The following is a 25,280-nucleotide window of genomic DNA, read 5'->3' as shown; positions in this document are numbered from 1 at the left end:
CAAGAGTGAACCACCTGATCCCTTCCCGAACTCAGAAGTGAAACCTCTTCGCGCTGATGGTAGTGTGGGGTTACCCATGTGAGAGTAAGTCATCGCCAGCTCATTATTCTAAACACCCTCAACTAGCGTTGGGGGTGTTTTTTTATGAGGGAAAGAAAAGTAGAAAGAAATCTGAACAGAACTTCTGATTAAAATCTTTATGTCTTTTGATAAATCTATGTTATACCTAATAAAACGGCATAGAAATTGCTTATCAAAAACTTATATATTAAGTTGTTGAAAAACATAAATTTAAAAGAGTGGGTGAAAATGAAGTTATCGGTTGGATTAAAAGTTGCAAACTCCTTGTCACTGACACCGCAGTTACAACAAGCCATTCGTTTGCTTCAACTTTCGAGCTTGGAACTTGAGCAAGAAGTTCAAATTCAGTTGGATAGTAATCCCTTATTAGAAAAAGTCGAAGAACAAAGTAGTGTTGAAAGTTTATCCACCTTAGAAGAACAAGAACGTGATCAAAAGGATTTAACCAAAGAATTAAATGCAGATCATCTACCGAATGATTTGCCTGTCGATACAGACTGGGATGATGTGTACACCCATCTACCAACGAGTTTGGGCGCAGCGGAATATGAAGAGCGCGAGGATAATCGTCAGGGGCATTTAGGTTTAAAAGAGCACATGATGCAACAAATCAATCTGTTGCATTTTTCTCAAGTCGAGCAGCTCATTGCCTATTGTATTGTTGATGCTTTGGATGACAATGGTTTCTTGGATTGTGAAATATCTGAAATCACTGCATCTGTACAGCATTTATTGATCTCCATGGAATACGAAGATGAAGTTGAAGACGATGAAGTTTTGGTGGTTTTGAAACATATTCAGCGTTTAGATCCGATTGGTATTGGTTCGCGTAATTTAGCGGAATGTTTATCTATTCAGCTTGAAAGTTTGACTGCAGATGTACCTTATCGGCAGGAGGCGCTGCAACTTTTGCAGCATTATGAGCTATTAATTTCGAATGATTTAGCCAAGTTAATTAAGCAAACGGGTTTAAGCGCAGATCAGCTTCAGCATGTAGTGGCTTTATTAAAAACATTGAAAGCACATCCTGGTACAGCATTTGAAGATCAGGAGTCAGACTATCAAATTCCAGATGTGGTGGTCAGTAAAAAGCAGGACCATTGGCAGGTGCAGCTGAATCCTGATGTTGTACCGAAGCTTAGAATCAATTCATTTTATGCCAATATGATTAAACGCGCAGATCAAAGCGAAGACAATCAATATTTGCGCAATCAAATGTTGGATGCAAAAAACTTTATTAAAAGTGTCGATGAGCGTCATAAAACTTTATTAAAAGTCGCAACCTGCATTGTGCAACATCAACGTGAATTTTTAGAAATTGGTGCTGAAGGAATGAAACCGTTGATTTTGCGTGATGTTGCCGATGAGGTGGAGTTGCATGAATCTACAGTTTCACGGGTGACCACCAATAAATATATGTTAACTCCACGTGGTTTATTTGAATTGAAATATTTCTTTTCAAGTCATGTTGGAACAAGTTCAGGTGGAGAAGCATCCTCAACTGCGATTCGCGCCAAGATAAAAAAATTAATTGCAGAGGAAAATCCACGTAAACCTTTGTCAGACAACACAATTGCAAACCTTCTTAAGGAAGGGGGAATTGATGTAGCACGCCGAACAGTTGCGAAATATCGTGAGTCATTAAATATTCCGTCATCTTCTGAACGAAAAGTCTTGATCTAATTTTTAAAATTGGTCTATTCTAAGGATTCATTATGACCAAATAATGAATCTTTTTTGAAGGAATAGTTAGACATGATTTAAAGTGACCGCTACAGTGATCTGTTATTTGGCAATCAATCATGTGAACTATGCCTTCCTAATCCTAATGAAGGTGAGGGATAGAATTATGCAAATAACAATTCGTGGACATCACTTAGCTATCACCCCTGCAATTGAAGAAAATATTCGACTTAAATTTGCACAAATGACCAAACATCTGGATCAGGTCAATAGTATGCAGGTGAAATTAAGTAAAGATCATCAAATCGATAAACATTCTAAAAAAGGTAGCGCCAATCATATTGCAGAAGCGATTATTCGTTTACCTGGAACGGAGCTTTTTGCGCAGGCTAGTGCAGATGATATGTATACTTCAATTAAGATGATGACAGAAAAATTAAAACGTCAGTTAGAAAAACATCGGAAGATGCAGCTGGATTATCAGCCTTTAGCCATCTAGTTAAAATGTGATTTAAAAAGAGGTTTTGGATAAACCTCTTTTTTTATTGCGATAATGTATAGGATTAATGAATTATTTTTTCTATTTATAGTAAAATGACAGGTTTTTACACCGTTGGTCCTATAAGAGGTCTTTGTGATGAATAGTGAACAGCTCACTGAAATTTTAAAAGCTGCTTTTCCAGAGGCTGAAGTTGCTGTAAGTGGGCAAGGCGGCAAGTTTGATCTTCGTATTGTAGATAATCAGTTTGAAGGTAAGCGTCCTGTTGCTCGTCAACAAGCAGTGTATGCACCATTGAATAGCTATATTGCCAGCGGTGAAGTTCATGCGGTTACAATTCGTGCAATGACACAAGAAGAATGGCGTAAAGCAAGCTTATTTGGAGCTTAATAATTTAATGGATAAATTTTTAATTCAGGGCGGTAATAAGCTCGAAGGTGAAGTGCGTATTTCTGGTGCAAAAAATGCAGCCTTGCCACTTCTTGCTGCAATGATTCTTGCAGAAACGCCAATTACATTGAAAAATGTTCCAAATTTAAAAGATGTAAATACCTTGGTGAAGTTGATCGCAGGCTTGGGCATTAAAATGTCTTATGAAGGCGATACAGTCATTGCAGATACCTCAACGTTGGACAACCAATTTGCACCTTATGAATTGGTAAAAACCATGCGTGCCTCTATTTTGGTGCTTGGCCCATTGGTTGCGCGCTATGGTAGTGCAAAAGTATCTTTGCCAGGGGGGTGTGCAATAGGCTCACGTCCTGTCGATCAACATCTTAAAGCACTTGAAGCTTTAGGCGCAGAAATTGAAGTTGAAAATGGCTATGTAAATGCCAAAGTCAATGGTCGCCTTAAAGGTGGCGAAGTGGTCTTTGATATGGTCACTGTTGGCGGTACAGAAAACATTCTCATGGCTGCGGTATTGGCAGATGGTGTTACCACTATTCGTAATGCTGCACGTGAACCTGAAATTACCGACCTTGCGCAAATGCTCATCAAAATGGGCGCTAAAATTGAAGGTTTAGACACCGATACTTTAGTGGTTACAGGTGTTGAACACTTGCATGGTTGTGAGTATTCAGTAGTTGCTGACCGTATCGAAACAGGTTCTTATTTGGCTGCAGCTGCAATTACGGGCGGTAAAATCAGAACCACACATACCGATCCTGCCTTGCTAGAATCTGTGTTAGATAAGTTTGAAAAAATGGGTGCGGAAGTCACACGTGGCGATGACTGGATTGAACTGGACATGATGGGCAAGCGCCCTAAAGCCGTGAGTTTCAGAACTTTACCACATCCTGAATTTCCAACAGACATGCAAGCACAGTTAATGGCGGTGAATGCGATTGGACGCGGTTTTGCTACCATTTCGGAAACTATTTTTGAAAACCGTTTTATGCATGTCCCTGAGTTGTCACGTATGGGTGCCAATATTCAGGTAGAAGGCAATGATGCGGTGGTGACAGGCGTAGAAAAACTTTCTGCTGCACCTGTTATGGCAACTGATTTACGTGCCTCATTCTCGTTGGTGTTAGCAGCATTGGCGGCAGAAGGCGAAACATTGATTGACCGTATTTATCATATTGATCGCGGTTATGAAAATGTAGAACAAAAGTTACAAGGTTTAGGCGCCCAAATTAAGCGAGTAAATTGATGAATGACATGAGAAACGATGATCCAAATTTTGACGTCATGGGCAATTTTGATCATGGTTTAACTTTGGCATTAAGTAAGGGGCGAATTTTAAAAGAAACTTTGCCTTTATTAGAAACTGCGGGAATTAATTTACTGGAAGATCCAGATAAATCACGTAAGTTGATTTTCCCAACCACACATAAACAAGTGCGTATTTTAATTTTACGTGCCTCTGATGTACCAACTTATGTTGAAAATGGTGCGGCAGATATTGGGGTTGCGGGTAAAGACGTGCTGATGGAGCATGGCGCTCAAAATGTATATGAGCCGCTGGATCTGAAAATTGCCAATTGTAAATTAATGACTGCGGGCAAAGTTGGTATGCAGCGTCCAAAAGGTCGTTTAAAAATTGCCACTAAATATGTGAATTTGACCCGTCAATATTATGCCAGCTTAGGTGAGCAGGTTGATGTCATTAAACTCTATGGCTCAATGGAATTAGCACCATTGGTCGGTTTGGGTGATTACATTGTCGATGTGGTTGATACAGGTAATACTTTACGTGCCAACGGTTTAGAGCCGCTAGAAGAAATCTGTAAAGTATCTTCACGTTTAATTGTCAATAAAGCCAGTTTTAAGCGCAAGCAAGATTTGCTCAATCCAATTTTGGCACAACTTGAAAAAGCTGTGGCAGAACGAGAGTTGGCAAAACAATCTGCTTAACTTTGTATCCATCATCCTGCCTTCTCAAAAAACCGTCATTCAATGGCGGTTTTTTTATGTTCGTGCATGATTCTGTTCTTGAATGATTTCGAACGTGAATTTCCATCAAAACATACTGCTTTCGCCATGTATAGATTCCCACAAAGCCCTAGAAACAAGGTAAACTAAACTTTTCTATCAAACCTTGTGGGTAAATTGATGCGACGTTTATCGACTCAAGATCAAAGCTTTAAACAAGCCTTTGCAGACTTGTTGGCTTTTGAAACTGTCAGTGATCCTGAACTTTTAAAAACTGTAGATCAAATTATTGCTGATGTGCGTCAGCACGGTGATGCTCAGGTTCTTAAACTCACTCAACAGTTCGATCGACATCCAGCGCATCAATTTTCAGAACTTGAGTTAAGTCAGGAACAACTGAAAGCCGCATTTGATGCTTTAGATAACGAAGTTCGTGAAGCTTTGGAATTGGCTGCTGTACGTATTCGTGAATTTCACCAAGCGCAAAAGCAGGATGGCTGGACTTATGTTGATGCTTTGGGCAATACACTTGGGCAAAAAGTCACGCCATTAGATCGCGTTGGTATTTATGTACCGGGTGGTTTGGCATCTTATCCATCTTCTGTGCTCATGAATGCCGTGCCTGCGCATGTTGCTGGTGTACCTGAAATTATTATGGTGGTACCTGCACCGAATGGTGAACTCAATCCATTGGTTTTGGCGGCTGCATATTTAGCAGGGGTGACTCGTGTATTTACCATTGGCGGAGCGCAAGCTGTTGCTGCATTGGCTTATGGTACAGAAACCATCCCATCGGTAGATAAAATTACGGGGCCGGGTAACCGCTTTGTGGCGGCTGCAAAACGTGCTGTGTTTGGTCAGGTCGGCATTGATATGATTGCAGGGCCATCCGAAATTTTGGTTTATGCCGAAGGTGAAAATAATCCTGAATGGTTGGCGATGGATTTACTTTCCCAAGCCGAGCACGACACGGTTGCACAATCTATTTTTATTACACCAGATGCGCAATTGCTGAATCAGGTTGAACAAGCGATTGAACAGCACTTGGCGAATTTGCCTAAAGCTGAAATTGCCCGCACTTCTATTGCAAATCGTGGTGCATTGATCTTAGTCAAAGATCGTCAAGAGGCGATTGAATTGATCAACCAAGTTGCGCCCGAACACTTGGAGTTGTGTATGGATGATCCACAAGTGATGGCAGAAGAAATTCGTCATGCGGGTGCGATCTTTATGGGGCGCTATACACCAGAAGCGATTGGTGATTATTGTGCAGGGCCAAACCACGTATTACCAACGTCGGGTACAGCACGTTTTTCATCGCCATTGGGTGTTTACGATTTCCAAAAACGCTCAAGTCTGATTATGTGTTCAGCTGAGGGCGTGAAAAGTTTGGCGAAAACCGCTGATATTTTAGCGAAGCAGGAAAATCTGGATGCGCATGCACGATCAGCACGTTATCGTTATCAATCATAAATAGCATTACAACCTCTCCCTGACCCTCTCCTAATAAAGAGAGGGGAATTTAAACCACACAAATTTTGTGTCTTTAGTAATGAAAATTCCTCTCCCTTTGGGAGAGGTTAGGAGAGGGTTTAAAGAGAATACAAAATGAATATCACAGCAGAACAAATGCGTTTTTGGAGCCCTGAAGTACGTGAGCTAGAGCCTTATGTACCGGGTGAGCAGCCAAAAATTCAAAATTTATTAAAATTGAATACCAATGAAAACCCGTATCCACCTTCGCCTAAAGTGGTGGAAGCGGTGCAAAAGGTTTTAGAAAACTCGGCAGATGCACTGCGTTTATATCCAGATCCAGATGCGTCTGAGCTTAAGCAAGCCATTGCGAAACAGCAAAATGTAGCTGTTGGAAATGTCTTTGTTGGCAATGGTTCAGATGAAGTCCTTGCACATATTTTTAAGGCTTTTTTTGTTCAGGAACAGCCGTTACTGTATCCGGATATCACCTATAGTTTTTACCCTGTATATAGTCAATTTTTTGGGGTAAAAACTAAAATTTTGCCTTTAAATGATGATTTTGAAATTGTGGTTGATGATTATAAGCAAGCCAATGGCGGCATCATCATCGCCAATCCGAATGCACCGACCAGTATTGCTTTGGGTTTAAGTGCGATTGAAGAAATTTTACAGGCCAATCCAAATTCAGTGGTGGTGATTGATGAGGCTTATGTCGATTTTGGTGCAGAGTCTGCAGTAAAATTGGTAGAAAAGTACGATAATCTTGTGGTGTGTCAAACCACATCTAAATCACGTTCTTTGGCAGGTTTACGTGTTGGTTTTGCGATTGCGCAACCGCATTTAATTGCCGCACTGGAAGCCGTGAAAAATAGTTTTAACTCCTATCCAATGGATCGTTTTGCGATTGCAGCAGCGGTGGCATCTTTTCAAGATCAGGCGTATTTTGAAGCACAATGCCAAAAAGTTATTGCAAGCCGTGAGAAATTGGTGGCGGATTTAACGAGCTTGGGCTTTAAGATATTGCCATCACACGCCAACTTTATTTTTGCATCACATCCTCAACAGGATGCGGGTGAATTAGCTGCAGCATTACGTGAACGCGGTATTATTGTGCGTTATTTTAATAAACCACGCATCAATCAATATTTGCGCATTACTATTGGTACAGATGATCAAAATCAACGCTTAGTAGATACTTTAAAATACGATATTTTGGCTTAATTGTTAAAATATCGTAGAGGCGAGTAAAGCATTGAATTCACTCGCTTTTTTTGTTTTTGCGACATGCTATTGCGCAGGTTTGTACCAGCGGTTCAATAAGTCCAACATCGCTGAAACCTTGTCAAAACATTCTTGATATTCTGCTTCACAAACAGATGCAATCGTGACGCCACCACCAGCCCATAATGAAACATCTTGCTGATATTTCTGAATAGAACGGATCAGGATATTCCAAGAACCCGTTCCATCGGCATCAAAATAACCCATAGAGCCGCAATAGGCGCCACGTGCTGCACCTTCGAGTTCATCTATAATTTGCATGGCACGAATTTTCGGTGCGCCTGTAATTGACCCACCTGGCAAGGCAGACATCAACACATCAAAAGGATTCATCTCGGCTTTTAGTGTTGCAGTCACTTCACTGACCATGTGATGCACTTGGTTAAAGGATTCAATATTGAATAACTTTGGCGTTTTGACGCTGCCAGTTTCGGCATAAACACTTAAATCATTACGTAATAAATCCACAATCATCACATTTTCGGCCTGATCTTTTTTAGATTCACTTAATTGTTGTTTCGATTGTCGGTCTAATTCAGGATCATCATAGCGTGGCATCGTGCCCTTAATGGGTTTTGTGGTAATTTTTCGATTTTCCTCAAAATCGATAAAGAGTTCGGGCGAACAACTTAAAATTTCAAAATCACCAATACGTAAATAACCTGCATAAGGTGCATTGGTCAGTTGCCAAAACTGAGCTGCAGTCTCTAAAAGTTGACCTTGAGCCTCAGCGCTAAACTCTTGCGTAAGATTAATTTGATAACAATCTCCTGCCACTATATAGTCTTGAACATGTTGAAAGGCGCGTTGGTAATCTGTGAAATTCCAGCGTGCTTGACACTTTTGGCTTAATTGGAACTGTTCAATTATGGTTGATTGAGTATATAAATTTAAAATAAAATCAAAGATTTGAGTAGCAGCATCGTCTGAACTATAAAAATACCAGCCATCAGTTTCTTGCTGTAAATAGCTTTTAAATTGACCTAAAAAAATACTTGGCTGGGGACGAGACTGCATATTGATGTGTTGCTGTGCTGCTGCATCATACGAAACAAACCCCATTACACTGCAAAATGGGGCGGTGTCAGCATCTTCTAAAGCACCGAGATGAGCTGTTAAATCTAATTGAGTTGGACTTAATTCATATTGATCCAATGCCGTTTTTTGAAAGTAAAAATGTTGATGGTTTTGCTGCACACAATAGCGTTCAGCCAAAAAAGCAATACGTGCCTTTCCATTATTTTGCAAATAAATACAATGTGAAAGTGCTGCCAAAGCTTGCAAAATTCTTGCAGCCTCATATTCAGGTTCACAGAATAATTTTTTAAAATGAGTAGGATAGGACATAAAGCGTAAACAGCTGAGAGATTTTAAAAGGCTATTTTACATGATTGCAGCAGATAAAAAGCAAATAACCGTTTGTCGGTAAGATGTGGATTGCGACAAACAGCAGTTGAACAAAAAATAACTCAGATATACCTTTGTATGTGCAAACCGACTACTCAAGGAATGTGTGTTAGTGTTGTCCTCATCAAATAAAAAAACAATTACTAGCACTGAGTGGTAAAACCAAAAAAATAATACTCTCGGGAGAGTAACAAGATGAAAAAATTTACTAAACTTGCTTTGGTATCATCAATTGCGTTAACGACAAATGCAATGGCAATGCAGGCAATGGACGATACTGCATTAAGCGCAACTACTGGTCAAGATGGTTTAAGCATCGGGATTGGTATTTCTAAAATCGAAATCGAAAAACTTTTAATCCATGATAATGATGGTTTGGCTGCAAAAGGTGCTGCTGGTGACCTAGGTTTTGGTGGTACTGGAGATGCTGGTGCGATTGTAATTAAAGCTAATGGAAAAGGAAAAACAGCGAATCATGGTGTAGTCATTGAAGCTAATATGTCTGATTTAAGTAATCCGACAAAATATTTATTAGCATCTCATAATTTAGCAGATTTAGTCATTGATACAGATGCTGGTGATACTGCTGATGGTGGTGCATTTATTAACGTAGCTGCTCAAGTAGCTGGGCTTGAAATTAATATTGGTGAAATTGGTGTCTCTGCATCGAATGCTAAGCCAGTAGCAGGTGCTACGAGCATTCGTCGTGGTAATGATGATAACAACTATAATGCAATTTTATCTGGCTTAACGTTAAAAACAGGTAAAATGGATGCCAATATTCAATTGGGTGCAGCGCCACAAGGTGCCATGATTAAACTTGATACCACAATGGTGGGTGGTTTAGAAATTGCAAACTTAGGTATTTTAGATAACTCTACTAAAGCAGGTACTGGTGATGGTACTGTAGGTAATCGTGCAGCAGGTGAAATCTTTATTGAAAGTATTAAGTTTGCAGATGCTAATTCTACGGACTTAACCTTAAAGCAAGATATTAGTGTGATAGGTAAGGAAGGTGCAAACAATGGCTATATTCAAATCATTAGCCATGGTGGTGCAAAAGATAATTATGTACAAGGTATCCGTTTAGGCAGTAAGACTGCTGCTTCTATTGGTGATATGGAAGTTCAAGGCTTACAAACTTATTACGGTGGTAATACATTGCAACCTGCTGGTTATACACAAGGTGCAAAAATCACCATTTCGGGTCACTAATTTAAACACTGAAAAAGCGCGTGAATTCACGCGCTTTTTTTTACAAATAAACTGATGAGTTCGCAAAAAAATATAGAAAGCTCTTTTTTTTTTCTATAAAACGAGTATCTTTCTAAATACAAGGAAGTAGAGTGAAAACTCTAAAAATAAAAATATTAGGCAGGTATTGCCGAGAACTAAAAAGTAAAAATATATGTTAGAGATCGCTTTGGGCTCGGCATTGATCTATTACGCTGCCACACAAGCCTTTGATTTAAAAGAACAGCATCCAGAAGCTGTGCACTATACAGAAACTTTGGATTCTAGAAATAATTCATTTACCCGTATGCATAGAGAACCTGTGCAAATTAAACCTGCTTTAGAAGATCAATTCCGTGGCATTGTACGCCAAGCCTATGACTATAGCTGTGGTTCTGCAGCGTTAACGACTTTGCTCAATGGTTATGTTGGCACACAACTGAACGAACAACAGACCATGAGTGGTTTACTTCGTTATGGAGAGTATGAGCGAATTATCGAGCGTCGTAGTTTTTCATTGTTAGATATGAAGCGCTTTGTTGCTGCTTTAGGGCTAGAGAGTGGGGGGTATCGTGGTGAATTTGAAGATTTAGTCAAGCAAGGGCAGCCTGCAATCGTACCAATTTCTTATGCAGGTTTTAAACATTTTGTGGTGTATAAAGCCTATAAAAATGGGCGGGTTTATGTGGCTGACCCAGCTTTGGGCAATATTAGTTTTGATGAAGAACGATTTAAGGACGTTTGGGAAAATAACACCCTGTTCTTAATTAATGTAGCACCTCAGCATCGACAAAATATGTTGGCATTACATGAAAAAGATTTACGTCATGTGGAAGATGCAACAGTGAATCGTTATGCCTTTGTTGATATTCAATATCCACAATTTGCGATGGAAAAAATAGCCGATAAAGCATCGACAATACGTCTGGAACGTAATGTAAATAAAGATTCCGAAAATTATGGACAGTACGAGCATCGTTTTTTAAGACTCTACTATAAAAACAAGTAATTAGTTGTTCACGAAATACAAAAATAAAAAATGGAAGGGGTAAATCATGGATCGTAAATGGATGAATAAAACCTTATTGGCTCTCAGTATTCAAATGGCATTTGGGGTGGCTTATGCCGCAGAGGAGACGCAATTAGGGGAATATGAAACTACAGCTGAACAGGCAGAAGTATCAAATACAGCAGCATCAACTGCAGATACAAGTGCTGAAACAAATAGTGCGGTTGTCGCTACAAATGGCGTACAAGCAGCATCATCTGCTTTGCAACAGCAAGAGGGCGATGCAACCAAAGAGGCGAATTTAGAAGAAGTATTTACCTCGAATGAGCGTCAATACTCGCTCATGAAACAAGGTGATATTTCATCTTATTATGATATTGATTATACCTATCATCGTGATACGCAGCTCGACCTTGAAATGGCTCAAGGTCAGTTGTATCAGCTTCGTGTGCAAGAAAATGCGTCCCACGCATTAACTAACACCTTCACCGCACAATATGGTTTGCGTGACAATTTAACTTTATCTGCTTCTGTACCATTGGTTGCAAAGTCAGACTTGTTAAAAGATGCCACGGCAGCAGGCTTGGGGGATATTTCTTTAGGTGCACGTTGGGAGCCATTCCCATTAAAAGCGGGGCGTTTACCTTTAATTTTATTCGCAAATTTATCGACCAAAACGGGGGATAGTCCTTACGAGATTAATCCTGTTAAAGATTTATCAACAGGTAAGGGTTACTACTCTGCAGGCATCGGTGCAAGTACGCGTAAGTATATTGACCCAGTTGTATTGTTTGCTTCTGCTTCAGCCAACTATGGTTTTAAAGAAAGCGGTCTCAATCAAATTCGCGGTAGCCGTATTATTGAAGAGTTTGAGCCAGGTATTAGTGGTGGTTTTGCTTTTGGTTTTGCTTATTCGTTTAACTACGATGTGTCGATGACCATGTCCTATCAGCAAAGCTTTAATACAGGTTCGGAGTTTACTTATCATACGGGTGAAAGCTATTCACCTGCAGACCAGACCAGTTCGACTTTGGCTATTTCATTAGGCGTTCGCGTTTCACCTGAAACCATTGTGAATGGTACGGTAGGAATCGGTCTGACCGAAGACGCGCCAGACGTATTACTTGGTTTGTCATTCCCACTGGATATTCTCGGTTTCGGTAAAAAAATTCGCTAAGAGGCTAGTCGCATGAAAATGATACGACTTCGCCCGTTAGTGACTGCAATTATACTGTCGGGCTGTTCAGGGGCTGCTTTTGCGCAGCTTGGACAAAACTTATCTGTCGATATTCGTTCTTTGACTATGGGGAATGCGGTCACTGCAGATCCTCCTGGTATTAGTGCGATTCACTTTAACCCTGCTGCACTGACCAAGATTGAAGGTTTGCAAACAGATGTGCAAGGGGTGTTGGCACATTTTGATGTACAGCGTGAGCTTTCCGTTCCAGCAGGTTATGACGTATTTGGTTATTCTGATGACCCTGTGGTGTGTAACGATGGACCAGAAATTTTGGCCGATTTTTGTACCGATTTTAAAGGTACAGTACAAGCCGATGTAGAATATCCAACGCTGTATGTCCCGATTCTGAAAAAATTTGTCGATTTGGGTAAAGGCATGCCACTGGCAGCGCCAACCAACGGTATTGCCTATAATCCACCAGGTTCCAAAGTGACCTTTGCCACCGCATTATATGCGCCGTTGATTGCGGGCTTTGGTGCCGAAAATGGTAACCCTGGTAACTTTATGGGACAACAGGTTGCCTTAGAACGTATCACCTATCTTTCTCCATCTATCGCCTATCAAGTCAATGATGAATTGTCAGTCGGTGCGTCAATAGGGATGTCTTACCAAGCCATCGCCATGAATACCGATTTACGCTTCCCGAATGAACTGATCGGGATGTTACGTATGGTGGATGAAGTGGTCTGTACGCCATTTAAAGAAAATTCAGACATCATTACCGATATTTTGTTGCTCGGGATTTGTAATGCCGAAGAAGGTATGAATCCATTTTCCCGTTTTGGGCAAATGCAACTGGCGGTTGAGCAAAGTTTAAGCCCGAGTTATAACTTGGGTATTTTGTGGGAACCGACAGAAGATTTTAGCTTTGGTATGGTGTATCAGAGTGCAGCTAAAATGCGCTTAAAGGGCAAATATCATATTGATAACTCGAAAGCACCGCGTGAGTTAATTAATGGTTTGATGTCTTCACCAACAGGTCAGATTTTAGCGGCAATTTTAGGTTTCCCAAGTTATATTCCAGCCAGTGAGTCTGGTTTGGTTTCTATGGATTTTGAATATCCTGCGCACTTTCAAGCGGGGATAAAATATAAAGTCATGCCTGATTTACAAGTCAATTTTGATGTGGGCTGGACTGACTATAAAGCATGGGATAAATTCAAATTCGAGTTTGACCGTCAAATCTCGGCATTAAAAATTGCAAAATTGCTTTCGGAGCATGTGTCTGATGACAGTTTAGCTTTGCCATTAGAGTTTAAGTCACCGTGGAACTGGGGTGTTGGCATCGAATATTCAGCCACAGACCGTTTAAAACTGCGTGCGGGTTATGAACCACGTGGTAGTGCGATTCCTGACAATAAACGTAACACTATGGTACCAATTAATAATGCACGTTTATTCGGTCTGGGTGTGGGATATCGTTTTGATGCAGATACAGACCTTGATTTATCCATCGGCTTTTTACAAAGTAAGGATAAAATTCCAGCCAATACCAGTAGCTTAGCCAATAAGGAAGGTGTGAATAACCTGCTGTTAAACCCTTATGCGGGTTTGAATGTGAAAACGGATACAAAAATTACAATTCTTGGATTGAGTTATAGAACACGATGGTAAGTTCAGTACGGAAAATAAAACGGACTTTATTTTCAAAGTCGATACTCACACTGATTTTCAGTATGGGATCGGTGTGTTACGCGAATCAGTTTTACACCATTATTGGACCAGATGGTCGTCCAATTGTGGTGCAGCGTAATGCTGCAGAAAAAAAGCAAACGATACAGGCGTTGGAAACCGCACAACAGCAAAAGCAAGTCCAACAAAAGCAACTACAAGAAAACCAACAACAAGACCAGTTTAAGCAAGACAAGGTGCATCAAGTACAGCAGATAACTGCTCAAACATCCGTTCAGGTATCTAAAAATATTTCTGTTCAGGCGAGCAAGCAACTGAATTTGTCTAAGCCGAATATCTCAGAACAATCCGCTATGTCACAAAATCAGGCTAGTCAAAGCAAAGAGAACTCATCATTGCGTGCATCACACACTGAGCCAAATGCAGTGCAGCAAGATATTTCCAGTGCGGAATCTGTTCATCAAACAGGATTGGCAAAAGAAGCAGCGATCAACAAAGTCGCGGTAAAACCATCTGTACTAGAGGATTTACAACAGCTTCCTCAGCAATTTGCGATTGATCCATCCACAGTGTCTGTTTCTAAAAAAACACCAGATCAAGCATCGCATGCATCTGCCCAACAAACGGGTTTTATGGAGATGGCGGGAGAACAGTATGTTAAAAGTGAGTATTTGGAAGATCAGGAGTTTAATTTAGAAGGAAAAAAACGCTTTTATAGTATGCCAGAAGGCATAATTGACACAAAAAATGGCGGTGGTACTCGTATGCAAGTGGTCGAACGTGAACGTGGTGTAAGCCGTTCCGTTCTCAATAAATTATTTAAAAAGCAATCGGTTGCTGAGCCTCACGCTATTGTTTTGGCTGCAGACTATTATCGTGTTAATCAAGCTGAAGCAATTGAGGGTTTGGGGCAGCAATGTTTTGCTGAAAGCAAAAAAAATAAAGCTAAAACCTTAAAAGCACAACAAGATTTAAATTTGTGGCCTAGAGCTCCCTTAACCGAAAAATTTGATTATGAATTGGTGAAGTTAGAAGGCAATATTCAAAATATTCAAATCAACTCTTATGCCATGAAGCAAAATCAACCGACCTTTTATTGGCCGTTTGTGGTTTTTCTGGATCAAAAAGGCTGTGTGATTGAAGGTGCAGGTGGTTTTAGAAATCAGGATACTGCAGGCAATGTCTTACGACACGAGGTAATAGAAGGTATGCTGCAACTTCCAAAAAATAGCCACTATGTATTATTAACGCCATTGGCTTCTGCAGTGGATATGGAACATCGCGCGCTCAGTAACCAAGGGCAATTAAAACTCATTGCGATACGCTAACAACAATAAGAGAATTCAGGATGAAAACAAGACATATTTTACCTTTTGCAACGACAGCATTGATGGCGGCATTGAGTGGCTGTGGTGGAGAAAGTGCCAATATTAATCCAGAGCCTAATGCTGTGGCGTATATCAACGGGAGTTGTGCCAGTACAGCAAAAAACTGCGTGGAATTTGCATTGGATTATCCTGTGGATGGTTTGAATTTTACCTGTAGCAGTGATACCAGTAAAACCTACATCACCATGATTGAGCCGAAAAGTAATGCGGCAACAGGTAAATGTAGTGAAGGAGATAAAGTCCACTTCTTTATTCAGGAAAAGACCAATCAATATATTGATTTAGGCACAGTATCATTGTCTGATATTGGAATGGTCAGTACTGCAGGTGCGGGTTATCCACGTTTAAGTGTGTTAGATATGGCACGTGGATTAACAGGACGCCAAGCAACGAGTTTAAGTAGTAGTGACGAAACTATACAGGTCGCGACTGCAATTGTACGTGTTTTACAGGCTTTATCTCTTGAAAATAAAAATTTTGTCGCAGGCGATATTCAGCCTTTAACGATTACGACACTCAAAAAAGAACAATTGGCAAATGTTGCTGAGTCCGTTGAGCTTGGTGACTATCGTTCAGGGGCTTATGCCAGTATTTTACGCCCGTGGGTAGATGTGTCACAGGTATCTCAAGATGATGCTTATCAAGCATTAAACACCTTGGTTTACATGAATAACTCGGCATCTTATCAAGCTAACTATCCGATTTTAGCCAAAGAAGACTCACAATTGCCACAGGGTTTATATGGCTGTAATTTGGCAGATTGTAAATCTACGGTCGCAGATTTGAAACACCTCATTGGGCAGTATCAACTGATTACAGACCGTTCAGGGTATACCTTCGGTTATGGTATGCAGTGGAAAGGTGCGGTGTCTGCAAACACGACCAACCCAATTTTAACGGTGAGTGGTGAATTGATTCGTAAAGTACGTCCTGAGCGTATGGTAGCAGCAGCACAAACCACATGGGTCAACCCATTGAATAAACGTATTCAGGGGCCATTCCGTTTTAGTGTGAATGACAATGCGGCTGATGATTTTAAAATTACCCAAGGTAAGGTGTTTAATGATTATTTAATTGCAGGCACGGAAGGTTTTTATAAATTATTGACCAAATCTACAACAGCGAATCCTGCAGATTATGGTCAATGGCAACAAACCATAGGTACCGATCAGTTCAAAGGTTCTTTTGATGCCTATAAATTCTTTTCTGTGAACTTTTTGGATAATCGCGTTTTTAAAACCCAGAAAAATGTACCTTTAGGCAGTCGCTATATTTTCCCAATTTATGCAACCTTGACCTTTAATTTTGATGGCGGAACGACTACAGATAGCATCAAATTAGGTGTTGTTTTAGATGAGGATGGCAATATTCGTACAGATATAGCACCAAATGCCACAGAAACCGATATGTCTGGTCAGTGTGCAGCAATTCGTCAGTCTGGTGTTGAATATGTTGATACAAATGGTGTGCAGCAATACCGTATAGGTGTGTTAGGTGCAACCGATATCGACAATAAAGCAGTCACTTTACGTATGATTTTAGCCAATCCAAAATTTCATAAACTTGATGGCGCAGTCATTGGTTTGAATACCAAAATTGAAGCGGTTGAAGGTGGAAATGGTCAAGTGGTGGGCGGTGCACGTGCCAATATTGGCAATTTAGTTGCAGCCAACTCTACACGTATTACATTGTCTGATTTCAATGGCTCAACAGTGAAGTGGAGCAATATTTATCATGCGCAACTTGCAACTTACGTGGCTCAAAACCCTGCTTTAGCAACTGATGCAGATAAAGCTTTGGTGAAAGCCCAAGGTGGAGCTGTAAGTCTAGATGTTGCTGAGTGTTATAACCCAAATAAAGTGCGTATTTAGCATTAATTTTAGGTGACATAGTGATGAAAATAGCCCACTTTAGAGTGGGCTATTTATTATTCGAATTTTAGCTTGATTCAAATGAACATCATGTGGGGTTTTTAACCCGTATGATCTGTACGTGAACCTAAGGTTTCTAAGTGGGTCGTAAAATGATTGTTTTTTCGATCTGCAAAGTAGTGTTGTAAAGTACGTTCTACACTTGGGAAAGCCAATTCAGACCACGGAATTTCATCTTCACTAAACAAGCGTGATTCGATGGTTTCTTCACCTGCACCAAATTGACCATTCAACAATTGAGCTTTGAACAGCACATAAATTTGCCCAATCCGTGGAATGTTATACATGCAATAAAGTTGTTCGATTTCAATTTCCGCTTCGGCTTCTTCGCGGGTTTCACGGGCAGAACCTTGCTCCATGGTTTCAAACATTTCCATATAGCCTGCGGGTAAAGTCCACAAACCATAGCGTGGTTCAATTGCACGACGACACAACAATACTTTATTTTCCCAAACGACCAATGCACCACAAATGACTTTTGGATTGACATAGTGAATATTGCCACATGCGCTACACACTTGACGTAATTGCTGATCGCCAAGCGGAATTTTCGTTGTTGTTTTTTGTCCACAATTTCCACAAAAGTTCATAGTGATCGTCATTGTTGAAGGGAGTTCTCAGAATAACTGAAAATTTCAACTTTGGCATCCTCTCTATCTATTGCCCACCTATTTCAGCTATGATGAAAACTTAGACAAGGAGAATTATAAGGCATGATTGATCATTCGCTCACGCATCTATTACAGCAACGTTTGCGCTTTTCTAAAACGTTCATGGAAGCGCATGCAGCGGTATTGATTGCCATTACCGACGAGTCTGATCCAAAGGTATTGCTAACCCGCCGTTCTACCTTACTCAATAATCACGCGGGTGAGGTGTCTTTCCCTGGTGGCAAACGCGATCCGCAAGATACCAGTAATATTGTGGTGGCATTGCGTGAAGCGCAGGAAGAAACCGCATTAAATCCATTTGAAGTGCAGTTGATTGGTGACTTGCCAATGCAAAAAGCCCGTAATGGAATGTTGGTTAAGCCTGTGGTGGGGCTGATTCCTCCAAAAGTAGAATTAATTCCACAACCTTCAGAAATTGATCGGATCTTTTTTGCCTCTTTACAGCATTTAATGGAAGCGCCACCAACGCCGTATGAAGTGAGCTTTGCACAACAAAAATTATATTTTCCGAGTATGCAGGTTGAAGATGAAGTGGTTTGGGGCTTAACAGCGCGGATGTTGGTGTCTTTATTTGAATATGGTTTGGATTATCGTAAAGAATGGCCGTTTTTGTTAAATTCACCAACATTTAAGAAATAGAAAAATTTTGATGTGAAGATAGGAAGGAACCATGTTGTATAAATTTAAAGGATATGCCCCGAAAGCAATGCAGCAACCGTGGGATGGTTGGGTGGCGGATAATGCCACGGTCATTGGTCAGGTTGAGTTGGGACAGAAAGTTAGTATTTGGTTTGGGGCTGTGGTACGTGCCGATAACAGTAAAATCAAATTGGGTAATTTTAGTAATGTTCAGGAAAATGCTGTGTTGCACACCGATGCAGGTATTGAAATGCAGATTGGTGATTATGTGACTATTGGACATCTGGCGATGTTACATGGTTGTACCGTGGGCGATAACACCCTGATTGGTATTAATGCAGTGGTGCTGAATCATGCGGTGATTGGTAAAAACTGTATTATTGGTGCCAATGCTTTAATTCCTGAAGGGAAAGTGATTCCCGATAATTCTGTGGTGATGGGTTCTCCCGGTAAAGTGGTTAAGACTTTGGATGAGTCTGCAGAAGCACGTTTAAAAATGAGTGCGCTGCACTATGCTGAACATTTTCAGCATTTTGTAAACCTAGAGCCTGCAACACTCTAAAATAGAATTTGCATCGTTTAGTCAAACGCATTTTTTAGCTGTAATTACATAGAATTTTATACTCAGGAATTGCAATCTAAGGCATGTAAATCCTCGCGTGAATTTCAGGAGTGGAGTATCATAACGCCAATTTTTGATATTTACTCCTTGAAGGTTGTGCATGAAATTGCTGGCATTGGAAACTGCCAATGAGCAGTGTTCCGTTTCGATTGTAGATGAAACACAGGAACTCTTTTTTCAATTAGATGCGCGAGCAAAAGCACAAACGCAAACCATCTTACCGATGATTGAGCAAGGCTTTGCTGAAACTCAAATTAGTACGGCTGATCTGACTGCAATTGCCTTTAGCCGTGGCCCGGGTTCTTTTAGCGGTGTGCGAATTAATGCGGCAGTCACGCAAGCTTTGGCGTGGGCGCATGATGTGCCTGTAATTCCTGTATCGACTTTGCAGGCATTGGCGCAGGCGGCTTATCGTCTTGAAGGATTAACTGCAGTTACGGCTGTGTTGGATGCACGCATGAATGAAGTGTATATCGCCAGTTTTGAGCTAGATGCACAAGGAATCATGCAGGCGGTTGATCAGGAACAATTATTGAATTATAGCGATGCTGCACAGACGGTACGCTTTCAATTGGTCGGTTCTGGTGCAGGTCTCATTGATCAAGAACAAATACAATACAAAGGCTTAAGTGCAACCGCACAAGATATTGCTACTATTGCACGCGTCTGTGCACAGCAACAGCAATGGGTCAGCGCAGAACAAGCATTGCCTGTCTATTTACGTGACAATGCTTGGAAAAAAATTCCAGAACAAGGCAAGGCATAATTAGGGTTATTTATGGATCTTTTACTGCTGCTCAAAGCGGCAATTATGGGTATTGTAGAAGGGATTACCGAATTTCTACCCATTTCTAGCACAGGACATTTGATTCTCGCTGCAGAGCTAATGGACTTTTGGACCAAAGAAAAAAGCGATGTATTTGTGATTGCCATTCAAATGGGAGCAATTGCAGCGGTCATATATGAGTACTGGACACGTCTATGGGGCGCAGCCACAGGCATGTTTACTGGCGAAGAAAAAGGTCGACGCTTGGGCTTTGGTCTGATTATGGCATCTATTCCAATTATTCTGATTGGATTGACCTTTGGGCAGACTGTAAAAGAATTACTCTTTAATGATGTTGCCGTGGCGATTGGTTTGATTATTGGCGGTTTTATTATTATGTGGATTGAAAAACATCCACCACAAGTACGTGCCCATGAGGTTGAAGAACTAACTTATCGAGATGCGATTTGGATTGGTCTAATTCAGGTATTGTCGCTGATTCCGGGGACTTCGCGTTCAGGTGCAACTATTATTGGCGCGATGTTCTTGGGTGTATCGCGAAAAGCAGCAACTGAGTTTTCCTTCTTTTTGGGAATTCCTGTCATTATTGGCGCAGGCTTGCTCGACTTATATCAAAGCTATGATGTATTCCAAACTACTGAAGATTGGACCGTACTCAGCTTCGGGATCATCGTCTCTTTTGTTTCCGCACTTTTGCTGATCCGTGCATTGGTGGCTTATGTGGCGAAACGTGATTTTATGATTTTTGCTTGGTATCGTATTGCTTCAGGTTTAATCATTTTATTGTTCGCATTCACAGGCTGGAAACTATGGTAAGCGAACTTCGCTTATACACCGAAGCCGAGTGGCTCACTCAAGCACAGCATTATTCTGCTGTGCTTTTGTCTAGAGGCGTGCAAACGTGCATTGAAACAGTAGAAAAACTCAATGCGCGTTTTTTGCGTTTGAACCCTGAATTGGCATTGTGTGTAGATGCTGAAGGGTTGTGGTTGTGTGCCAATGGCATGAAAATGCAACCCGATTGGAAAGCTGAAGTTGGGCGATTGAAACGTGCCTCTTTAAAATCGGAAATGATTGCTCGTGCCTGTAATTTGTCGGAAAAACCAAGCCTAATTGATGCTACGGCAGGATTAGGACACGACAGCTTACTCATGGCACACTTGGGTGCTCAGGTCACGTTGTTGGAGCGTCATCCTATTCTTTTTACTTTGTTGGAGGATGCTAAACGCCAAGCCGCAGATGATCCTTTTTTAGCAAGTGTTGTTGCCCGTATCCAGTTGGTTTTTACAGATTCAGCAGATTATTTACGCAACTGCGCAGCGCAGGGCAAAGTGGTTGATGTGGTGTATTTAGACCCGATGTTTCCGCAGCGAGATCAACATCAACAGGCGCAGAAAAAGCAGGCACAAGTCAAAAAACAAATGCAGTTATTACATTTGCTGTTACCTGAAGATGGCGAAATGGATTTAGGTGATCATTTACTGGGTTTGGCACAGCAAATTGCCAAACGTGTTGTGGTGAAGCGCCCACGTTTGGCTGTATTTTTGGCGGGGCAGGAAACCACACATCAATGGCAGGGTGATGCTTGCCGATTTGATGCCTATTTCCAAGCAAATTTGAACAATGGGTAGATTTCTACCACTAAAGCAGTGGCAAGGCGTTCAATGCTTCTATAATGCGCAAAGATTTGTTATATAGTTAAAATTGACAATTGATAATTACGACGACAAGCATAAACTTGGAGTGTGGAAACGCGAGCTGCGATTAACAGAATCCTATGATTGACTTCAAACCCTCCATTAATTTTTGGCACGATTTTAAAAGCAACCAAGCCGCAGGCGTTTGGTTATTTTTGGGTTCGCGACGCTCTTTGCAAATTATTCGTCCTTCTATCTTACAACTGATTTTTTGGGGGATTTTAGGTGGTCTTGCCAATACCTTATTCAGTTGGTTGGTCGCGGGAGAAGTGGGTGAATTTAACCCACAAGGTTTGGTCAGTTATGCCTTGTGGCCCTTTATTGCCTTAATTGTCGGAATTATTCTTTCTCAGCGTGTCAATAACCCGCGTTTATTGTTAGTACCTGCTTTGTTGTGGTTGGTATTAGATACTCACGTTGCATTATTACAAAGCTTGATTCAATACATGGGCATGATGGATGTCTTGCCGTATGTGTTGTATGACTATTTGCCTACCATTTTTATGGTGCTATTTGTTTGGCAAAGTTTGGCAGTGGTATGGGTGTTTTCACGTGAATTGCATTGGCCGTGGTGGGAACGTGCGCTGATTGTTTTGGCGACCTTATTCACTTTGGTAGTTTGGCAAATGTCAGTGAAAAGTCAGCCCATTTGGAAAGTAGAAGAAGTTCCACCAAGTCTAAGCGAAGAAGCTTTTTATGCACAAAGTCGTGTACTCAATAAAGCTTTAGACAGTATTCAATATGGGGAATTTGCTCAATCGCATTGGTACTTTTTAGGTGTTGCAGGGGCGAGTTATCAAGACGTATTTATGTCTGAAATTGAGCGCATTCGTGAACAGTTTGATACCCGTTTTGGTACTTTTGGGCGTTCGATGGTGTTAATTAATAACCCAATGACCCGCAATGTAATTCCAATTGCTTCGCAAACCAGTATTGAATTAGCGCTGCGCCGTATTGGACAGCGCATGAACCGTGAAAGTGATGTGCTGTTTTTATATATGACCTCACACGGTTTAAAAGATCATTTTGAAATTGAAAATGCACCACTTGACTTAAATCAGGTCGATCCGAAATGGTTACGCGATACTTTGGATAAATCGGGTATTCGTTGGCGTGTGATCGTCATTTCAGCCTGTTATTCAGGTAGCTTTGTATCCGCCTTGCAAGATGATAATACCTTGGTGATTACTGCATCGGCAGCAGATCGTGAGTCGTTTGGTTGTTCAAACGAAGCTGATTATACTTATTTTGGTCGTGCCTTTTTTGATCAGGCTATGCGTGAACAAAACTCTTTTGCTAATGCTTTTAATGAAGCCAAAGTGACTGTGGCGAAATGGGAGCAAGCGCAAGGTTTTGAACCTTCAGAGCCACAATGGGCAATTGGTAAAAATATGGAATTGATGTTGCCACAATTAGAGCAGCGTTTGTTTCCTCAAAAAAGTGTTGCAACATCGGCTGAAATTCAATTGAGTGCACAATCTGTTCAATAAGCCAAAGAGGAGAGGGTGATGGAGTTAATTCAGAACAACCGCTGTTTTGAGGGTGAGCAACGGATTTATCGTTTTCATTCAAATGCTTTACAGACTGAAACTCAGTTTGGCATTTTTTTACCAGAACAAGCTTTGGCGGGGCAGGCGTGTCCTGCGGTATTTTATTTGGCGGGTTTAACGTGTAACGAAGAAACCTTTGCGATTAAAGCACATGCGCAGCACATGGCAGCACAATTGGGATTAATCTTGATTAGTCCAGATACTTCACCACGTGGTGAAGCTGTTGCGAAAGGCGACCATTGGGATATTGGACAGGGTGCAGGTTTCTATATCAATGCGACACAATCACCGTGGGCGGCACATTATCAAATGGAAACTTTTGTCACCGATGAGCTTTATCAATTGGTGCTGCAACAGTTCCCAATTCAGGCACAGCACGTTGGCATCATGGGGCACAGTATGGGCGGTCATGGTGCATTGACCCTCGCGTTTAAATATCCTGAAAAATTTAAGTCAGTGTCTGCTTTTGCTCCGATTTGTGCGCCAAGCCAATGCCCGTGGGGTGAAAAAGCATTTTCTAATTATTTAGGTACAGATCAGCAAGTATGGTTACAGCACGATGCGACTGCTTTGGTGCAGGTCAAAGGTGCATTGTTCAGTGAAATTTTGATTGATCAGGGATTGAAAGATCAATTTTATAGTCAGCTCAATCCTGCATTATTTCAGCAAGCTTGCGATGCGGTTGGGCAAAAATTGAGTTTGCGGGAACATGCAGGCTATGATCATGGCTATTATTTCATTCAAAGCTTTATAGATCAGCATTTGCAATTCCATGCGGTACAATTGCAAGCGGACTAAGCCAAGTACTCAATTTTACGCATTGATTTTTAAACTTTTCTAGGCAAGTTGTTCACTTTTTATTAGAATGGTGAATACTTGCTTTTTTACCATTTGGAAAGATTGCTCATTTGGGTTTGAGTGTCTGGGTAAAATAACGACCGCACAATAAAATAAATAAGGCATCACATGCACAATTCAGAATGGGATTCACCACAACAAGCAATGCCATCTTCCCCCTTTTTTGCAGCGGAGCCTACGACGCCACCCGCACGGAATCCATTACTTGGACGGATTCATCATTTTCAGTTTCATGGTAGCGCCTCAGAGTATTTTGGTATTTGGATTGTCAATATTTTGTTGATGATCGTGACCTTTGGGCTGTATGCACCGTGGGCAAAAGTACGTCGTTTGCGCTACTTTTATGGCAATACCGAATTAATCAAACGTCGTTTTGATTTCACGGGCATCCCACATAAAATTTTATTGGGACGTTTAATTGCTATTGGAATTTATGTTGCGATCTCGGTGATTTCCAATTATTCAGTCAAAGCAATGGTCATTGGCGTGGTGGTTTTATATTTAGCTGTGCCGTGGTTGATTCGAGCGACCATCCGTTTCAAGGCGCGAAATAGTAAATTTGGCAATGCCCGTTTTTATTTTTCAGGCAGTAACAAAGAAGCCTATTGGGTATTTTTAAAATGTATCGTAATTAATTTGTTTACTTTGGGCTTATTTTTTCCTGTGTTGGTGTGGATGTATAAGCGCTATTGCCTAGACCATTTATATGCAGGGCAGCTTAAATTTAAGCTGAAAGCAGATTGGCCTGCTTATATGCGCGCGATGTATATGCCTATTTTATTGTTCTTTGGCATTTTGCTTGCTGTCGGGATGATGTTGGCTTTGGCAGGACAGTTGAGTCGCAATCCTACGCAGTTGGTTTGGTTGTTTTTAGCGGTTTATTTGTTGGGGATATTTTTAATTTGGCCGTTGATGTCGGCGCGAATTTTTATCACCACATGGAACAATACCAGTATCAGTCGTAGTGAATTTCAGACCGATTGCGGACAGTGGCACTATACTTGGATTGTGGTGACCAATTGGATTGTGAAAGTTCTGAGCTTGGGTTTAATGACCCCATGGGCAGCCATTCGTTTATATCGCTATCAGGTTGAGTCTTTAAGTCTACATTTAAAAAATGATCCAGATTTGATGATCAATAAACTGCAAGCTGAACATAGCGCACTTGCAGAAGAACTCAGTGATATTTTTGATATTGATGTATCGCTGTAAGCTAGGAG

Annotated in this window: 23 protein-coding genes and 1 rRNA gene; 22 read left to right on the top strand and 2 right to left on the bottom strand. The window is 40.9% G+C overall.

Going from position 1 to position 25,280, the window contains the following annotated elements:
• The 8 genes from rrf to hisC form a co-directional block, all read left to right on the top strand.
• Positions 1–101 (top strand): 5S ribosomal RNA (gene rrf, locus FTU92_RS06100); the annotation flags it as partial.
• 208 nt (positions 102–309) lie between these two features.
• Positions 310–1,764, top strand: a complete 1,455-nt coding sequence (locus FTU92_RS06095; protein ID WP_180095872.1) for an RNA polymerase factor sigma-54 — start codon at positions 310–312, stop codon at positions 1,762–1,764.
• A gap of 166 nt (positions 1,765–1,930) precedes the next feature.
• Positions 1,931–2,263 (top strand): ribosome hibernation-promoting factor, HPF/YfiA family, encoded by a 333-nt coding sequence (gene hpf / locus FTU92_RS06090; protein ID WP_004975196.1) that lies wholly within the window; start codon positions 1,931–1,933, stop codon positions 2,261–2,263.
• 138 nt (positions 2,264–2,401) lie between these two features.
• The gene (gene ibaG / locus FTU92_RS06085; RefSeq protein ID WP_004975198.1) at positions 2,402–2,653 is read left to right on the top strand and encodes a BolA family iron metabolism protein IbaG; all 252 of its coding nucleotides are present in this window, start codon (positions 2,402–2,404) and stop codon (positions 2,651–2,653) included.
• A 7-nt stretch (positions 2,654–2,660) separates the two neighbouring features.
• Positions 2,661–3,917, top strand: a complete 1,257-nt coding sequence (gene murA, locus FTU92_RS06080) for a UDP-N-acetylglucosamine 1-carboxyvinyltransferase (protein ID WP_180095870.1) — start codon at positions 2,661–2,663, stop codon at positions 3,915–3,917.
• Positions 3,917–4,621 (top strand): ATP phosphoribosyltransferase, encoded by a 705-nt coding sequence (hisG, locus tag FTU92_RS06075; protein WP_004975201.1) that lies wholly within the window; start codon positions 3,917–3,919, stop codon positions 4,619–4,621. The genes murA and hisG overlap by 1 nt, the downstream gene beginning before the upstream one ends.
• A 186-nt stretch (positions 4,622–4,807) precedes the next feature.
• On the top strand, positions 4,808–6,112 hold the full coding sequence (gene hisD / locus FTU92_RS06070; protein WP_162495523.1) for a histidinol dehydrogenase: 1,305 nt from the start codon (positions 4,808–4,810) through the stop codon (positions 6,110–6,112).
• 135 nt (positions 6,113–6,247) lie between these two features.
• On the top strand, positions 6,248–7,336 hold the full coding sequence (gene hisC, locus FTU92_RS06065; protein WP_180095868.1) for a histidinol-phosphate transaminase: 1,089 nt from the start codon (positions 6,248–6,250) through the stop codon (positions 7,334–7,336).
• 66 nt (positions 7,337–7,402) lie between these two features.
• Here hisC and pabB read toward each other — a convergent pair whose 3' ends face one another.
• Complete coding sequence (gene pabB / locus FTU92_RS06060; RefSeq protein ID WP_180095866.1) at positions 7,403–8,743, bottom strand: aminodeoxychorismate synthase component I; 1,341 nt, start codon at positions 8,741–8,743, stop codon at positions 7,403–7,405.
• A gap of 255 nt (positions 8,744–8,998) precedes the next feature.
• On the opposite strand from pabB, the gene FTU92_RS06055 reads away from it, so the two are divergent.
• The 6 genes from FTU92_RS06055 (at position 8,999) to FTU92_RS06030 (ending at position 17,176) form a co-directional block, all read left to right on the top strand.
• Entirely contained in the window at positions 8,999–10,018 is a 1,020-nt protein-coding gene (locus FTU92_RS06055; protein WP_180044420.1) for a DUF6160 family protein, read from the top strand.
• 193 nt (positions 10,019–10,211) lie between these two features.
• On the top strand, positions 10,212–11,045 hold the full coding sequence (locus tag FTU92_RS06050) for a C39 family peptidase (RefSeq protein WP_131261921.1): 834 nt from the start codon (positions 10,212–10,214) through the stop codon (positions 11,043–11,045).
• 46 nt (positions 11,046–11,091) lie between these two features.
• Complete coding sequence (locus tag FTU92_RS06045; RefSeq protein WP_180095864.1) at positions 11,092–12,222, top strand: hypothetical protein; 1,131 nt, start codon at positions 11,092–11,094, stop codon at positions 12,220–12,222.
• Between the two features lie 12 nt (positions 12,223–12,234).
• Complete coding sequence (locus tag FTU92_RS06040) at positions 12,235–13,899, top strand: OmpP1/FadL family transporter (RefSeq protein ID WP_004975217.1); 1,665 nt, start codon at positions 12,235–12,237, stop codon at positions 13,897–13,899.
• Entirely contained in the window at positions 13,893–15,245 is a 1,353-nt protein-coding gene (filE, locus tag FTU92_RS06035) for a putative pilus assembly protein FilE (RefSeq protein ID WP_180095863.1), read from the top strand. The genes FTU92_RS06040 and filE overlap by 7 nt, the downstream gene beginning before the upstream one ends.
• A gap of 20 nt (positions 15,246–15,265) precedes the next feature.
• Complete coding sequence (locus FTU92_RS06030) at positions 15,266–17,176, top strand: flagellar protein FilF (protein ID WP_180095861.1); 1,911 nt, start codon at positions 15,266–15,268, stop codon at positions 17,174–17,176.
• Positions 17,177–17,277: 101 nt separating this feature from the next.
• Here FTU92_RS06030 and FTU92_RS06025 read toward each other — a convergent pair whose 3' ends face one another.
• Positions 17,278–17,826, bottom strand: coding sequence for an NUDIX hydrolase (locus FTU92_RS06025; protein WP_026438436.1), 549 nt, complete (start codon positions 17,824–17,826; stop codon positions 17,278–17,280).
• Between the two features lie 123 nt (positions 17,827–17,949).
• On the opposite strand from FTU92_RS06025, the gene FTU92_RS06020 reads away from it, so the two are divergent.
• From FTU92_RS06020 to FTU92_RS05985, 8 genes are all read left to right on the top strand, one after another.
• The gene (locus tag FTU92_RS06020; protein ID WP_004975226.1) at positions 17,950–18,546 is read left to right on the top strand and encodes a CoA pyrophosphatase; all 597 of its coding nucleotides are present in this window, start codon (positions 17,950–17,952) and stop codon (positions 18,544–18,546) included.
• Positions 18,547–18,577: 31 nt separating this feature from the next.
• Positions 18,578–19,108, top strand: a complete 531-nt coding sequence (locus FTU92_RS06015; RefSeq protein ID WP_131261917.1) for a gamma carbonic anhydrase family protein — start codon at positions 18,578–18,580, stop codon at positions 19,106–19,108.
• A gap of 160 nt (positions 19,109–19,268) precedes the next feature.
• Complete coding sequence (tsaB, locus tag FTU92_RS06010; protein ID WP_096902124.1) at positions 19,269–19,934, top strand: tRNA (adenosine(37)-N6)-threonylcarbamoyltransferase complex dimerization subunit type 1 TsaB; 666 nt, start codon at positions 19,269–19,271, stop codon at positions 19,932–19,934.
• 12 nt (positions 19,935–19,946) lie between these two features.
• Positions 19,947–20,771 (top strand): undecaprenyl-diphosphate phosphatase, encoded by an 825-nt coding sequence (locus FTU92_RS06005; RefSeq protein WP_136143576.1) that lies wholly within the window; start codon positions 19,947–19,949, stop codon positions 20,769–20,771.
• A complete protein-coding gene (locus tag FTU92_RS06000) occupies positions 20,765–21,586 on the top strand; it encodes a class I SAM-dependent methyltransferase (protein WP_179989105.1) in 822 nt (273 codons plus the stop codon). The genes FTU92_RS06005 and FTU92_RS06000 overlap by 7 nt, the downstream gene beginning before the upstream one ends.
• A gap of 146 nt (positions 21,587–21,732) precedes the next feature.
• A complete protein-coding gene (locus tag FTU92_RS05995) occupies positions 21,733–23,142 on the top strand; it encodes a C13 family peptidase (RefSeq protein WP_070154323.1) in 1,410 nt (469 codons plus the stop codon).
• 18 nt (positions 23,143–23,160) lie between these two features.
• Positions 23,161–24,000, top strand: coding sequence for an S-formylglutathione hydrolase (gene fghA, locus FTU92_RS05990; protein ID WP_179991566.1), 840 nt, complete (start codon positions 23,161–23,163; stop codon positions 23,998–24,000).
• Positions 24,001–24,168: 168 nt separating this feature from the next.
• Positions 24,169–25,272, top strand: a complete 1,104-nt coding sequence (locus tag FTU92_RS05985) for a YjgN family protein (protein WP_180095858.1) — start codon at positions 24,169–24,171, stop codon at positions 25,270–25,272.
• The last annotated feature ends 8 nt before the right edge of the window (positions 25,273–25,280 follow it).

The sequence above is a fragment of the Acinetobacter sp. YH12205 genome, from assembly GCF_013418125.1.
Taxonomy (GTDB): Bacteria; Pseudomonadota; Gammaproteobacteria; order Pseudomonadales; family Moraxellaceae; genus Acinetobacter; species Acinetobacter towneri.
Note: the sequence above shows the minus strand (reverse complement) of the source record. Positions and strands in the feature narration are given on the sequence as shown.

Coding starts and splice junctions, on each gene's coding strand:
- FTU92_RS06095 (WP_180095872.1), top strand. CDS start 310: ATGAAGTTATCGGTTGGATTAAAAGTTGCAAACTCCTTGTCACTGACA.
- hpf (WP_004975196.1), top strand. CDS start 1,931: ATGCAAATAACAATTCGTGGACATCACTTAGCTATCACCCCTGCAATT.
- ibaG (WP_004975198.1), top strand. CDS start 2,402: ATGAATAGTGAACAGCTCACTGAAATTTTAAAAGCTGCTTTTCCAGAG.
- murA (WP_180095870.1), top strand. CDS start 2,661: ATGGATAAATTTTTAATTCAGGGCGGTAATAAGCTCGAAGGTGAAGTG.
- hisG (WP_004975201.1), top strand. CDS start 3,917: ATGAATGACATGAGAAACGATGATCCAAATTTTGACGTCATGGGCAAT.
- hisC (WP_180095868.1), top strand. CDS start 6,248: ATGAATATCACAGCAGAACAAATGCGTTTTTGGAGCCCTGAAGTACGT.
- pabB (WP_180095866.1), bottom strand. CDS start 8,743: ATGTCCTATCCTACTCATTTTAAAAAATTATTCTGTGAACCTGAATAT.
- FTU92_RS06055 (WP_180044420.1), top strand. CDS start 8,999: ATGAAAAAATTTACTAAACTTGCTTTGGTATCATCAATTGCGTTAACG.
- FTU92_RS06050 (WP_131261921.1), top strand. CDS start 10,212: ATGTTAGAGATCGCTTTGGGCTCGGCATTGATCTATTACGCTGCCACA.
- FTU92_RS06045 (WP_180095864.1), top strand. CDS start 11,092: ATGGATCGTAAATGGATGAATAAAACCTTATTGGCTCTCAGTATTCAA.
- FTU92_RS06040 (WP_004975217.1), top strand. CDS start 12,235: ATGAAAATGATACGACTTCGCCCGTTAGTGACTGCAATTATACTGTCG.
- filE (WP_180095863.1), top strand. CDS start 13,893: ATGGTAAGTTCAGTACGGAAAATAAAACGGACTTTATTTTCAAAGTCG.
- FTU92_RS06030 (WP_180095861.1), top strand. CDS start 15,266: ATGAAAACAAGACATATTTTACCTTTTGCAACGACAGCATTGATGGCG.
- FTU92_RS06025 (WP_026438436.1), bottom strand. CDS start 17,826: ATGAACTTTTGTGGAAATTGTGGACAAAAAACAACAACGAAAATTCCG.
- FTU92_RS06020 (WP_004975226.1), top strand. CDS start 17,950: ATGATTGATCATTCGCTCACGCATCTATTACAGCAACGTTTGCGCTTT.
- FTU92_RS06015 (WP_131261917.1), top strand. CDS start 18,578: ATGTTGTATAAATTTAAAGGATATGCCCCGAAAGCAATGCAGCAACCG.
- tsaB (WP_096902124.1), top strand. CDS start 19,269: ATGAAATTGCTGGCATTGGAAACTGCCAATGAGCAGTGTTCCGTTTCG.
- FTU92_RS06005 (WP_136143576.1), top strand. CDS start 19,947: ATGGATCTTTTACTGCTGCTCAAAGCGGCAATTATGGGTATTGTAGAA.
- FTU92_RS06000 (WP_179989105.1), top strand. CDS start 20,765: ATGGTAAGCGAACTTCGCTTATACACCGAAGCCGAGTGGCTCACTCAA.
- FTU92_RS05995 (WP_070154323.1), top strand. CDS start 21,733: ATGATTGACTTCAAACCCTCCATTAATTTTTGGCACGATTTTAAAAGC.
- fghA (WP_179991566.1), top strand. CDS start 23,161: ATGGAGTTAATTCAGAACAACCGCTGTTTTGAGGGTGAGCAACGGATT.
- FTU92_RS05985 (WP_180095858.1), top strand. CDS start 24,169: ATGCACAATTCAGAATGGGATTCACCACAACAAGCAATGCCATCTTCC.